The organism is Amycolatopsis thailandensis, from assembly GCF_042723255.1.
In the GTDB taxonomy this organism is placed as follows: Bacteria; Actinomycetota; Actinomycetes; order Mycobacteriales; family Pseudonocardiaceae; genus Amycolatopsis; species Amycolatopsis thailandensis.
Genome location: NZ_JBHXJK010000014.1, coordinates 37,187 through 49,219, shown reverse-complemented (window position 1 = coordinate 49,219; position 12,033 = coordinate 37,187). Strand labels below are relative to the sequence as shown.

Here is a 12,033-nt window from a genome sequence, read left to right as displayed (position 1 = left end):
GGACCAGCACGTCCACAGAGCGGAACATGTGGTGCCCCGGACGGGGATCGAACCCGCACTGTGTCGATTTTAAGTCGACTGCCTCTGCCAGTTGGGCTACCGGGGCACGGGTCAGCCTAGGCGATGCCCTCGACCGGTGATGACCTAGTTCGCCTTGTCGGCTTGGCGATACTTCAGCCAGCTGTTGCCGACAAGGTCCCAGATCGCCTGGTACTGGTCGAACCTCTCGCGCAGCACGGCCTGGTCCAGTTCCTCCGGCGGCGTCGAAGCGATGTAGTAGGTCAGTTCGTCACGCAGCCGGTAGAACTTGTACTGGCCCTCTTCCATCAGCACCCACAGCGAGCGCCACGCGAAGAAGGGTTCGAGCACGTTCACCACGGTCACGACTGCGACCAGCGCGAACGCCGTCCCCGTCCACGGGTTCAAGTTCTGCAAGCCGAGGATGACCGTCGAGGTCGCGGACAACATCAGCGCCAGGATCCGCAGGATGACCGACCGCGCGCGGAACCGGCGTTTGCGGATCCGCGCGTACTTCGTCCCCTGTTCGATCCGCTCCACGAGATCGTGGGCCAGTTCGAGCGGGGTCAGTCCCGGCCGGGGCAGGGCGGATTGGATGGGCGGCTTCAGCTTCCGGAATGCCTGCACCGAAACACCCTAGACGCCGTGAAGGCCTCCTTCCCTACGCTCAAGGTAGGGAAGGAGGCCTTCACGGAGCTACCGCCTCAGGACTTCGACAGCCTGTCGAACTCCTCGCGCGGGTTGTTGATCTGGCCGAGCGAGATGACCTCGCGCCGGAACAGGCCACCGAGCATCCAGTCGAACAGGATGCGGATCTTGCGGTTCCACGTCGGCATCGCCTTGAGGTGGTACGCGCGGTGGAAGAGCCAGGCCGGGAAGCCCTTGATCTTCAGGTTCAGCGCGTCGGCGACACCCTTGTGCAGACCGAGGCTGGCCACCGCACCCAGGTTCTTGTGGTAGTAGTCCTTCGGCTTGCCGCCGCGGATCACCTTGATGATGTTCTTCGACAGCAGGCGCGCCTGGCGAACGGCGTGCTGCGCGTTCGGCGGGCAGGTCGCGGTCGGGTCCTGCTCGGTCCGCGAGAGGTCCGGCACGGCGGCGTTGTCACCGGCGGTCCAGACGTCGGGGTGCCCGACGACCTGCATCGCGGCGGTGGCCTCGACGCGGCCGCGCTTGTCCAGCGGCAGGTCCGAGCTGGCGAGCACCGGGTTCGCCTTCACACCGGCGGTCCAAATGATCGTGTCGGTGTCGAACTCGGTGCCGTCCGAGAGCACGACGTGGCCGTTCTCGAACGACTTCGCCGCTGTCGACAAATAGACTTCGATGCCGCGCTTCTCGAGCTGCTCGACGGTGTACACACCGAGCGTCTCGCGCACCTCGGGGAGGATCCGCCCGGCCGCCTCGACGAGCACCCAGCGGATGTCCTCGACCTTGAGGTTCGGGTAGTAGTTCTCCACCGCGAACCGGGTCATGTCCTCGAGCTCGGCGAGCGCCTCGATACCGGCGAACCCGCCACCGACGACGGTGAACGTCAGCAGGCGCTTGCGCTGCTCGGGGTCGAGCGTGCTGGCGGCCTCGTCCAGCTTCGTCATGACGTGGTTGCGCAGGTAGATCGCCTCGCCGATGGTCTTGAAGGCGATGCCTTCCTCGACCAGGCCCGGGATCGGCAGGATGCGCGCCACGGCCCCGAGGGCGACCACGAGGACGTCGTAGTTCAGCTGCTCGACGTGCCCGTCGGCGGCCTCGACCGTGACGGCCTTGCGCTCGTGCTCGATTTTCGTCACGCGCGCGGTGAGCACGTGGCAGCGCTTGAGCACGCGCCTCAGCGGCACGACCACGTGCCGCGGTTCGATCGCACCGGCCGCCGCCTCGGGCAGGAAGGGGGCATAGGTCATGTGCGGCTGCGGATCAACGACCGTCACGGACGCTTCGTTGGCCCGGAGCATCTTTTGGAGCCCGTACGCCGTGTAGAGCCCGACGTACCCACCACCGAGGACGAGGATCCGTGTCGGTTCCGACTTAACACCAGCCATATTTCTATAGTCGCACCCATCAGCTGAGATCGCTCGTGTACCCCATCCCGCTGTGACCAGCGTCGCCACGGTTTCCGCACCGATTCAGTTCAGGCCCGCCGCCGAGGTCGCGGAGGCCAGGACGTCGCACACCATGTCAAGCGTCAGCCTGCCGGTCTGGACATTGCGCTGCGACACGTGGTAGCAGCCGAAAAGACGCAGGTCGCCGAGTTCTACCTCGGCTCCGTGGCCGAATTTCGGGCGTGGCGTGGGCACCGGCCAGCCCGCCTCCGCGAGCACCGGCAAGAGCGCTTGCCAGCCGAACGCGCCGAGCACGAAGACGGCCTTGAGTGTCGGTTTGAGCAACGTGAGCTCTTCGGCCAGCCAGGATCGGCAGGTGTCCCGCTCCTCAGGTGTGGGCTTGTTGGCGGGTGGCGCGCATCTCACCGGGGAGACCATCCTGGTCCCCCGCAGCTCGAGCCCGTCACCTATCCGGGTCGCCGTCGGCTGTGAGGCGACACCGACCCGGTGAAGTGCCTTGAACAGGACGTCGCCGGAGGGGTCGCCGGTGAACATCCGGCCGGTCCGGTTCGCGCCGTGTGCCGACGGAGCCAGGCCGACGATGGCCAGCGACGCGTCCGGCGGGCCGAATCCGGGCACCGGCCGGGCCCAATAGGTCTCGCCGGCGAAAGCCGCGCGTTTGACCACGGCGATCTCCTCGCGCCACGCGACCAGCCTCGGGCAGGCGCGGCAGCCGACGACCTCGGCGTCGAGTTCGGCGAGAGAACGGAACTTCATAGCGCCTCCTTCAACGCGTCGCGGCAGAGGCGATCGGCGTGCCGGGTCGTCTCCGGCTGCCGGAAGTCCGGGCACAGCCGCAGCACCTGGCGGCAGGCGTTGTCCAGGGAGATCTTGTGACCGACGGAGACGTAGACGGGCTTCACGCCGTCCTGGGTGCGCAGGACGGCGCCGACGACCTCGCCGTCGTCCAGCAGCGGTGCCCGCGAACCGCGTTCCGCGCCGGGCTCGTCGTGCTCGCCGATGAACCGGGTCTTGCCCACTCCGACGGACGGCAGGCCGGTCACGACCCCGACGTGGCACGCCAGCCCGAATCTGCGCGGGTGAGCCAGCCCGTGCCCGTCGCAGACCAGGAGATCCGGGACGTGATCGAGCGCGCGGAGGGCGTCGAGCAGCGGGGGCAGCTCGCGGAAGGCGAAAAGACCCGGTTCGTACGGGAACGAGACCTCGGAAACGACGGTTCGTTTTTCCACGACACGGAATCCGGAGGTTTCGAGCGTGACCGCGGCGGCGGCGATGAGGCCGCTGTCCTCGTCGTAGGCGACGTCCAGACCGGTGACCGTGGTGATCTCTTGTGGACAGCGATCTTCGAGATCGACCAGGCCTCGCAGGGTTTCCTGGATCTCGATCGCCTGGCGGGGCGTGTTCGGGCGATCATGCGCCGTGACGATGTCCACCGGTACAGACTGCCAGTAAGTTGGGGGTATGCCGGACACCAATCCCGAATCGAACACCGTGACGGCCGCCGACGACAAGGACACCCCGTCGGTGGAAACCAAGGCCGAACCGACCGACGACCTGGTCGCCACGAAGCACACGCTGACGCTCAAGCGGCGCAAGCTCGCCTACACCGCCCGGACCGGGCGGATCGTGCTGCGGAAGGAGGTCGTCACCGACGGGAAGTCCGAGGGCCACCAGGCCAAGGCCGAGGTGTTCGTGACCGCCTACACGCTCGACGACGCGGAACCCGGCACGCGCCCGGTCACCTTCGCTTTCAACGGCGGCCCCGGCTCGGCGAGCGTCTGGCTGCACATGGGCCTGCTCGGCCCGCGCCGTGTGCTGTCCGGCGACGTCGACGACCCGGTCGCGCCGCCCTACGGGCTGACCGACAACCAGGAAACCCTGCTCGCGCACAGCGACCTGGTGTTCATCGACCCGGTGTCGACCGGCTACTCGCGTGCCGTGGACGGCGAGAAGGCCAAGGAGTACCACGGGTTCACCGCCGACATCGAGTCCATCGGTGAGGTCATCCGGCTGTGGGTGTCGCGGGAGAAGCGCTGGCTCTCACCGAAGTTCCTCGCCGGCGAGTCTTACGGCACGCTCCGCGCGGCCGGGCTGGCGTCGCACCTGCAGGAACGCCATGGGATGTACCTGAACGGCCTCCTGCTGATCTCGTCGGTGCTGGACCTGGGCACCCTGCGGTTCACCGAGGGCAACGACCTGCCGTACTCGCTCTACGTGCCGACGTACGCGGCGATCGCGCACTACCACGGCCTGCACGGCGACCGTCCGCTCGACGACGTCCTCGCGGACGCCGAGGACTTCGCGGCCAAGGAGCTCCCCTGGGCCCTCGCGCGTGGCGCCCGTCTGTCCACACAGGATCGGGCGGAGGCGGTGGCGACCCTCGCTTCCCTGACCGGCCTGAGCGAGTCCTATGTGGACCGAGTCAATCTGCGGATCGAGCACGTCCGCTACTTCACCGAGCTGTTGCGGGACAAGGGTCTCACCGTCGGCCGGATGGACGGCCGGTTCACCACCTGGGAACCCGACGGCGGCCGCGAGCACATGAGCGACGACCCGTCGATCTCGCGGATCATCGGCGCCTACACGGGTGGGCTCAACCACTACGTGCGCGCCGAACTGGGATACGAGAACGATCTGCCGTACGAGATCCTTTCGACGGACGTCTTCAAGGCCTGGTCGTACTCCGACTTCGAGGGCCGCTCGGTGTCCTCTGTGGACTCTCTCGCTTCCGCCATGCGGGCGAATCCGCACCTTCGGGTGCATGTCGCCTTCGGCCACTACGATGGCGCTACGCCGTACTTCGCTTCGGAGCACGTGTTGGCGCGGCTGCAGATTCCTGAGGAGCTGCGGGACAACATCGATACGGCTTACTACCCGGCGGGGCACATGATGTACGTGCACGAGGAGTCGCGGGTGCGGCAGGCGAAGGACCTGGCGAAGTTCGTCAAGGCCGCTTCAGGGAAGTAGCACCCTCTCGGCTTCACCCTGTAGTGCAATGAAGGGGCCTTTCATAGCAAATTTTGCTATGAAAGGCCCCTTCATTGCATGGGCACCCTGAGTTCTGTCGGTCCCGCGGATCACCATGTCCGCCATGTATCTATCCAAGAACCCACTCACCGATTCATACCTCCGGCAGTACAGCCAGGAGGGTGTCATCCGCGTAGCGACCCTGGAAGAACTCGGGGTTTCGCAAAGTACCTCGTATCGAAGATGCCAACCTGGAGGCAGATGGACTCACCTGCTTCCAGGCATCGTTCTCCTGTCCCGGACCAGGCCGACAGCAAGACAACGCGTCGAAGCCGCGTTGATGCACACGAGCGGCCACGGCGTCATCACCGGGTTCGAGGCGGCACGTCGTTATGGGCTACGTCAAATCCCTTCCGGAGATGCCGTCCATGTTCTCATTCCTCAGCTCCATCACATCAGAAGCGCCAAGTTCGTGATCGTCGAGAGGACGATTCACATTCCCGGACGCCGCGTGCTGAGCCGAGTACCGCTCGCGGAGCCACCTCGTGCGGTACTCGACGGGCTCCGACGCTTACGCGAGGTCGACCCGGTGCGTGCTCTGATGCTCGAGGCCATTGAATGCGGACTCTGCACGCTGAACGAGCTACAAGCCGAGTTGGAGTCGGGTAGCAAGCGTGGGACTGCGCTGCCCCGCGCCGTGCTTCGCGAACTCGAAGCCGATGTCGTCTCCGTACCTGAAGCCTCGGCACTCTCGATCTGGCAACGCGCCGGTCTTCCCTCGGCCGAGCGGAACGTCAAGATCTACGACGTTCACGGAAACTACATCGGCAAACCCGACTCATGGTGCGATGAACTGGCCATGGCCTGGGAGATCGATTCGTACTCGTTCCATTTCGGCAGGGACGACTTCAGAAGGACGCTTCATCGCAACAATCGCTACGCGGCAGCTGGGATCGTTGTAGTCCAGACGCTTCCCGCCAGGCTGCGCGACGAACCCGAAAAGGTCGTTGGAGAGCTTCGTGCCGCTGCGGCAGCGGCGAGACGAAGGCCGCGGCCCACCATTATCGTCGCTCGGGAGGAGCGAGCGGCTTGAGCACCACCTAGTGCAATGAAGGGGCCTTTCATAGCAAAATTTGCTATGAAAGGCCCCTTCATTGCACTCTCAGGACCGAGTGATCAGCCTCGCAGGAACTCCGAGCCGCGAGTGACGGCCGACCAGGCGTCGACGGCTCCATGGCCGTAGAAGCCGTTGAACGAAGCGTCACCGGTGCAGGTCGCGGTGAACGACGCGTCCCGGCCTTCCTTCAGGTAGTCGACGGTCCGCGGCGTCGGGCAGGCGATGTCCGAAGCCGTGCCCTCGAGCACCCGCTGCACGGCGTCCGGGCTCATCCCGAAGTCGCGCGAACCCTTGCCGTACTGCGAAACGATGAGCGCGGCGACACCGGTCGCGTGCGGCGACGCCATCGACGTCCCCTGCAGCCACTGGTAGTAGCCGACGCGGCCATCGGCGGCGGTCGCCTTCTGGACCCCGGCGGTGACACCGGCGGGCGTGATGTTCCCGGCCGCGTCGATGTTGCCTTCCGCGACACCGACGTTGCGCGGGTAGGTCGAGAGGATCTGGTTCTCGACCGTGCGGTACCACGGGGTGCCGAAGTAGTCACGGAAGTATCCGCCGGGTGCGGAGACCGAGATCTGCTCGACGCCGTAGTTCGAGTAGTCCGCCTTCGCCTGCGAAGGACCGAAGGACGAGACGCCGATCGTGTGCGGGCCTTCGATGGGCAGCGAGAGGCAGCTGTTGTCGATCTGCCGCGGGTGGGTGCTGTTCGACGGGTAGCCCGGGCTCGACGCGTCCGGCTGCGGGGCGGCGAGGTCGCTGTGCTGGTTGCCCAGCGAGACGACCTGCGTGACGCCCTTGCGGTGCGCGTAGTTCAGCGCGCGGGTGGTCGCCTCGATGATGGTGCGCTGTTCCGCCTGCTGCGCCGGGGTGTCCGCGGGGTTCGCGGCGCAGTTGTACAGCCACGGGTCCGTGAAGAAGGACATGTTGACGACGTCGACACCGGCGTCACCCGCGTAGGTGATCGCGTCCACCGTCGGCTGCAGGAAGAAGAAGCCCGAGTCCTGCCCGGCGCGGATGTTCACCAGGGTCACGTTCGGCGCGACGCCCGAGACGCCGAAGCCGTTCGCGGCGGCGCCGATGGTTCCGGCGACGTGCGTGCCGTGCCCGTTGTCGTCGTGGTCCGCCGGGTCCTTGCAGCCGCGGAATTCACACGGCCCGTCGACGACGGCGCCGTTGACGTCGGAGACGATGTCCTTCGTGAAGTTCCGCGACGCGGCGAGATCGAAGTTCGGCGCGATGTCCGGATGGCTCGCGTCGACACCCGTGTCGATGATGCCGACCTTCACCCGCTTGTCGCCCGGCTGCTTGGTGCGCGAAAGGTCCGAACGGACGGACTGGAGGCCCCAGAGCTGATCGTCGAGCGGGTCCATGCCGACGGCCTTCGGCTGCGCCGGCTTCTTGGCCGACGCGGCGCCGCGGCTCTCCTTCTCGACGACGTTCGGCTTGACCTTCGCCTTGCCTTCCTTCGGCGCGGTGCCGATCGGCTTCGCCTTGGCCGCACCGAAGACCGAGCGGTCCGCGGAGACCCGCTCGGCGAAACCGTTGGCCGGCGCGGTCGCGGTGATCAGGCCGACCGCGGCGTTGCTGGTCACGACGGTGCCACCGGCGGCGCGGATCGCCCGTTCCACCGACGCGACGCTTTGCCCTTCACGGGCCAGAACCGAGAATTCGGTCGCCGCGCCGGAAAGCGCCGGCTGCGCGGACGCGACCGGAGTAGCGACGATCGCACCGAACAGCGGTACCGCGAGCGCGATCACGAGAGATCTGGGTCTTTTCACTTCCTGCCTCCTGAAGAAACGATTCATGAAAGCTACGTCAGCGTTCTCCGCTTATCAACGAAGTCCCTACGAAAGTCAGGGGACGACCGTTTTCTCCTCCGCGAAATGACAGGCGGACAAATGCCCGCCGGATCGGGTGATCAATTCGGGTTCCTGATCAGCGCAGATGTCCTGCGCCTTCCAGCACCGGGTGCGGAACCGGCAGCCGGACGGAGGATCCAGCGGGCTGGGCACGTCGCCTTCCAGGCGGATCACCTGCCGCTGCCCGCGCAACGCCGGATCAGCGACCGGAACCGCGGAGAGCAGCGCCTGCGTGTACGGATGCGACGGGTGTTCGTAGATCTCCTCTTCCGTCCCCATTTCCACGATCTTGCCGAGATACATCACCGCGACCCGCGTGGAAAGGTGACGGACAACGGACAGGTCGTGTGCGATGAAAACGTAGGAAAGACCGAATTCCTTTTGCAGTTCGCCGAGCAGGTTCATCACCTGCGCCTGGATCGAAACGTCCAGCGCGGAAACCGGCTCGTCGCAGATGATGACCTTCGGCCGCAACGCCAGCGCCCGCGCGATCCCGATGCGCTGACGCTGCCCGCCGGAGAACTGGTGCGGATAGCGGTTGATGTGCTCGGGATTCAGCCCGACGACGTCGAGCAGCTCCCGCACCTTCGCCGCCCGCGATCCCTTCGGCGCCACCTCGGTGTGGATCTCGAACGGCTCGCCGATGATGTCGCCGACCGTCATCCTCGGGTTCAGCGAGGTGTACGGATCCTGCAGCACGATCTGGATCTCGCGCCGCAGCTTCCTGAGTTCGGCTCCCCGCAAGGCGAAGATATCACGGCCTTCGAAGGTCGCGAGCCCGCCCGTGGGTTCCTCCAGGCGCATCAGCACCTGGGCCAGCGTGGACTTGCCGCAGCCGGATTCCCCCACCACGCCGAGGGTTTCCCCCGGCATGAGATCGAAGGAAACGCCGTCGACGGCCTTCACGTGACCGATCGTGCGCTTGAACAGGACCCCTGCCCGCACCGGGAAGTACTTCACCAGGTTCTCGACCCGCAGGATGGGCTCAGACACGGCCGCTCACCACCTCGTCGGCGAAGTGGCAGGCGCTGACCCGGCCGAAACCGAGGGTGTGCAGAGCGGGCCGTTCGGTCTCGCACCGGCTTTCCGCCCGCGGGCACCGCGGATGGAACGGGCAACCGGGCGGAACGTTCAGCAGGCTCGGCGGCAGGCCTTTGATGGTCTCCAGCGTCTGTCCTTTGAGGTCGAGCCGCGGCAGCGAGGCCATCAGCGCCTCGGTGTAGGGATGCCCCGGCGAGCGGAACAACTCGGCGACGTCGGCCTGTTCGACGATCCGGCCCGCGTACATCACGGCGATCCGGTCGGCGACCTCGGCGACCACCGCCAGGTCGTGGGTGATCAGGATCAGGCCCATCCGCCGTTCGGCCTGGATCTCCGCCAGCAGGTCCATGATCTGGGCCTGCACCGTGACGTCGAGCGCCGTCGTCGGCTCGTCCGCGATCAGCAGATCGGGGTCGAGCGCGAGCGACATGGCGATCATCGCGCGCTGCCGCATCCCGCCCGAGAACTGGTGCGGGTACTCGCGGACCCGGCGGGCGGCAGCGGGGATGCGCACGATGTCGAGCAGTTCGATCGCCCGCTTGCGAGCGTCCTTTTTGGACATCCCGAGCCGGACCCGCAACTGCTCTTCGATCTGGAAGCCCACGGTGAAAACGGGGTTCAGCGCGGAAAGCGCGTCCTGGAAGATCATCGCGATCTCCCCGCCCCGCACCTCACGACGCCGTTCTTCGGTGGCGGTGAGCAGATCCTCGCCGCGGTAGCGGACGGCGCCGCCGGTGACGACGGCGGGCGGGCTGTCGAGGATGCCCATCACCGTCTGCGCGGTCACGCTCTTGCCCGAACCCGATTCTCCCAGCACAGCGAGGGTTTCCCCGGCGTGCACGGAGTAGTCGACCCCGTTCAGCACGGTCGCGACACCGTCCGGGGTCCGGAATTCGACGTGGAGGTCTTCCACCTCTAGCAGCAATTCGTCGGACACAGCCGCTCACCGGGCCTTCGGGTCGAGCGCGTCGCGGATCCCGTCACCGAGCATGACGAACGCGAGCACGGTGATGGTGACGAAACCGGCCGGGAACAACAGCATGTGCGGGTTCACCCGGAAGTAGTCCCGCGCGTCGCTGATCATCACTCCCCACGAGACGACCGGCGGACGCACGCCGACGCCGAGGTACGCCAGCGTCGCCTCCGCGCCGATGAACGCGCCGAGCGCGATGGTGCCGTAGACCAGCACCGGCGCGACCGTGTTGGGCAACAGGTGCCGGAACACGATGCGCGGCGTGCTCGCGCCGAGTCCGCGCGCGGCCTTGACATAGTCGAGTTGCTTGGCCACCAACGTCGCCGACCGCATGATGCGCATCGCCACCGGCCAGCTCAGCGCCGCGATCGAGACGACCACCTGCACGATGATCGTGACCGCGCCGGGGTTCGAGCCGGGGGCGTTGAACGTGGTCAGGATGACGATCGCGCCGAGCACGAACGGCAGCGCCGCGAAGATGTCGCCCACCCGCGAGAACAGGCTGTCGACGAGACGGCCGTAGTACCCGGCGACGATCCCGACCACCGAGCCGATCAGGATCGTCAGCACCGTCGCGAAGACACCGACCAGCAACGACGCCCGTGCGCCGTGGATGGTCCGCGCGTAGACGTCGTAACCCTGGTTGTCGTAACCGAACCAGGCGTCCGCGGACGGTCCTTCGTTGGCGTGGAGCAGATCGCTGAACCCGGCGGGCCGGGAACTGAACAGGTCGGGCGCGATCGCGATGAGCACGACGAGCGCGATGATGACGGCGGAGATGATGAACGACGGCCGCTTGCGCAGCATCCGCCAGGCGTCGCCGCCGAGACTGCGCGGTTTGTGCGCCACCGCGGAATCGTCGGCGACTCCGGCGCTCGCGACGTCCACGGAGGACACGCCGCCTGCCACGTTGGGGTCAGTCATAACGGATCCTCGGGTCGAGAACGGCATAGAGCAGGTCGACGATGAGACTCACCAGCAGGTAGACCATCACCAGCAGGACGACGACGCCGGTGACGGTGGCGCCCTCCCGGTTCTGGATACCGCGGAAGATGAGCCCGCCGATGCCGTTGATGTTGAACACGCCTTCGGTGACGATGGCCCCGCCCATGAGCGCGCCGATGTCGGTGCCGATGAAGGTCAGCACCGGGATCACCGAGTTCCGGAGCAGGTGCACCCCGACGACCCGGCTGCGCGGTTGTCCTTTCGCGACGGCCGTGCGGACGTAGTCGGCGTGCCGGTTCTCGGCGATGCTCGTTCTGGTCAACCGGGCGATGTAGGCCATGGACAGACTGCCGAGCGCGATGCCGGGCACGATCAGTTCGCCGATCGTGGCGTCCTCGGAGACGCTCGCGTCGATGAGTCCCAGTTCCGAACCGAGGACGATCTGGAGCACGATCGCGGTGACGAACACCGGGATCGAGATCAGGAACGTGGTGGACATCAGCACGAGGTTGTCGAGGAAACCCTTGCCGCGCAGGCCGGTCAGGATGCCCGCGGACAGGCCGATGATCGCTTCGATGGCCACCGCGATGAGGGCGAGCCGGACGGTCACGGGATAGGCGTTCCCGATCAGCTCGCCGACCGAGACACCGTTGAAGGTCTCGCCCCAGTCGCCGGTGAACAGGTTGCCGAGGTACTTGAAGTACTGGACGAAGATCGAATCGTCGAGGTTGAACTTGTCGGTCATCATCTCGATGTAGGCGGGCGGACAGGCGACCTGACCGCATTTGCCGGCGAACGGGTCACCGGGCACCGCCCACACGAGGGCGTAGATGAGGAACGTGGTGCCGAAGAAGACCGGGATGAGTTGAAGTAGGCGTCGGAGGATGTACTGGGGCATGGGCGTGCCGTCCTGGGGATCGCGTGGTGGGAGCCGGGGTCCGGCCGGGGGGGGGGGGGGGGCCCCCCGCCCGCCCGCCCCCCCCCGTAAAAAAAGCCCCCCACCCAAGAAAGAAATAGTACAAAAAAAACCCAAGAGAGAATAAGATGAGGAAAAAAAAA

At 66.4% G+C, this 12,033-nt stretch carries 11 protein-coding genes and 1 tRNA gene; 2 read left to right on the top strand and 10 right to left on the bottom strand.

Annotated elements, in window-relative coordinates:
- Nucleotides 1-29: 29 nt before the first annotated feature.
- From ACFWMR_RS08280 to nfi, 5 genes are all read right to left on the bottom strand, one after another.
- A tRNA-Leu gene (locus ACFWMR_RS08280) sits at nucleotides 30-106 on the bottom strand.
- A gap of 38 nt (nucleotides 107-144) precedes the next feature.
- Nucleotides 145-645 carry an SLATT domain-containing protein gene (locus tag ACFWMR_RS08275; protein ID WP_378377896.1) on the bottom strand — a complete coding sequence of 167 codons (501 nt, stop codon included), beginning with the start codon at nucleotides 643-645 and terminating at the stop codon, nucleotides 145-147.
- 77 nt (nucleotides 646-722) lie between these two features.
- The gene (locus ACFWMR_RS08270) at nucleotides 723-2,051 is read right to left on the bottom strand and encodes an NAD(P)/FAD-dependent oxidoreductase (protein WP_005155795.1); all 1,329 of its coding nucleotides are present in this window, start codon (nucleotides 2,049-2,051) and stop codon (nucleotides 723-725) included.
- Between the two features lie 84 nt (nucleotides 2,052-2,135).
- A complete protein-coding gene (locus ACFWMR_RS08265; RefSeq protein WP_378279739.1) occupies nucleotides 2,136-2,828 on the bottom strand; it encodes a uracil-DNA glycosylase in 693 nt (230 codons plus the stop codon).
- The gene (gene nfi / locus ACFWMR_RS08260) at nucleotides 2,825-3,505 is read right to left on the bottom strand and encodes a deoxyribonuclease V (protein ID WP_378377895.1); all 681 of its coding nucleotides are present in this window, start codon (nucleotides 3,503-3,505) and stop codon (nucleotides 2,825-2,827) included. Before nfi ends, ACFWMR_RS08265 begins: the two co-directional genes overlap by 4 nt.
- A 28-nt stretch (nucleotides 3,506-3,533) precedes the next feature.
- Here nfi and ACFWMR_RS08255 point away from each other — a divergent pair, with 28 nt between their 5' ends.
- Nucleotides 3,534-5,039 (top strand): S10 family peptidase, encoded by a 1,506-nt coding sequence (locus tag ACFWMR_RS08255; protein WP_378377894.1) that lies wholly within the window; start codon nucleotides 3,534-3,536, stop codon nucleotides 5,037-5,039.
- A 340-nt stretch (nucleotides 5,040-5,379) separates the two neighbouring features.
- Nucleotides 5,380-6,132 carry a hypothetical protein gene (locus ACFWMR_RS08250; protein ID WP_378377893.1) on the top strand — a complete coding sequence of 251 codons (753 nt, stop codon included), beginning with the start codon at nucleotides 5,380-5,382 and terminating at the stop codon, nucleotides 6,130-6,132.
- 83 nt (nucleotides 6,133-6,215) lie between these two features.
- Here the strand turns inward: ACFWMR_RS08250 and ACFWMR_RS08245 are convergent, their stop codons facing one another.
- From ACFWMR_RS08245 to ACFWMR_RS08225, 5 genes are read right to left on the bottom strand one after another with little or no spacing between them, the layout of a single operon-like run.
- Nucleotides 6,216-7,961 carry a S8 family peptidase gene (locus tag ACFWMR_RS08245; RefSeq protein WP_378377892.1) on the bottom strand — a complete coding sequence of 582 codons (1,746 nt, stop codon included), beginning with the start codon at nucleotides 7,959-7,961 and terminating at the stop codon, nucleotides 6,216-6,218.
- A 48-nt stretch (nucleotides 7,962-8,009) separates the two neighbouring features.
- Entirely contained in the window at nucleotides 8,010-9,008 is a 999-nt protein-coding gene (locus ACFWMR_RS08240) for an ABC transporter ATP-binding protein (protein ID WP_378377891.1), read from the bottom strand.
- The gene (locus ACFWMR_RS08235) at nucleotides 9,001-9,993 is read right to left on the bottom strand and encodes an ABC transporter ATP-binding protein (protein WP_378377890.1); all 993 of its coding nucleotides are present in this window, start codon (nucleotides 9,991-9,993) and stop codon (nucleotides 9,001-9,003) included. The genes ACFWMR_RS08240 and ACFWMR_RS08235 overlap by 8 nt, the downstream gene beginning before the upstream one ends.
- A 6-nt stretch (nucleotides 9,994-9,999) precedes the next feature.
- Nucleotides 10,000-10,953 carry an ABC transporter permease gene (locus ACFWMR_RS08230; protein ID WP_005155786.1) on the bottom strand — a complete coding sequence of 318 codons (954 nt, stop codon included), beginning with the start codon at nucleotides 10,951-10,953 and terminating at the stop codon, nucleotides 10,000-10,002.
- The gene (locus tag ACFWMR_RS08225) at nucleotides 10,946-11,872 is read right to left on the bottom strand and encodes an ABC transporter permease (RefSeq protein WP_093937854.1); all 927 of its coding nucleotides are present in this window, start codon (nucleotides 11,870-11,872) and stop codon (nucleotides 10,946-10,948) included. Before ACFWMR_RS08225 ends, ACFWMR_RS08230 begins: the two co-directional genes overlap by 8 nt.
- Nucleotides 11,873-12,033: the final 161 nt, after the last annotated feature.

Bases quoted from the DNA above. Each gene is read 5' to 3' on its own strand.
- ACFWMR_RS08265 (WP_378279739.1), bottom strand. From the start codon at position 2,828: ATGAAGTTCCGTTCTCTCGCCGAACTCGACGCCGAGGTCGTCGGCTGC.
- ACFWMR_RS08255 (WP_378377894.1), top strand. From the start codon at position 3,534: ATGCCGGACACCAATCCCGAATCGAACACCGTGACGGCCGCCGACGAC.
- ACFWMR_RS08250 (WP_378377893.1), top strand. From the start codon at position 5,380: ATGCACACGAGCGGCCACGGCGTCATCACCGGGTTCGAGGCGGCACGT.
- ACFWMR_RS08270 (WP_005155795.1), bottom strand. From the start codon at position 2,051: ATGGCTGGTGTTAAGTCGGAACCGACACGGATCCTCGTCCTCGGTGGT.
- ACFWMR_RS08245 (WP_378377892.1), bottom strand. From the start codon at position 7,961: ATGAATCGTTTCTTCAGGAGGCAGGAAGTGAAAAGACCCAGATCTCTC.
- ACFWMR_RS08230 (WP_005155786.1), bottom strand. From the start codon at position 10,953: ATGACTGACCCCAACGTGGCAGGCGGCGTGTCCTCCGTGGACGTCGCG.
- ACFWMR_RS08225 (WP_093937854.1), bottom strand. From the start codon at position 11,872: ATGCCCCAGTACATCCTCCGACGCCTACTTCAACTCATCCCGGTCTTC.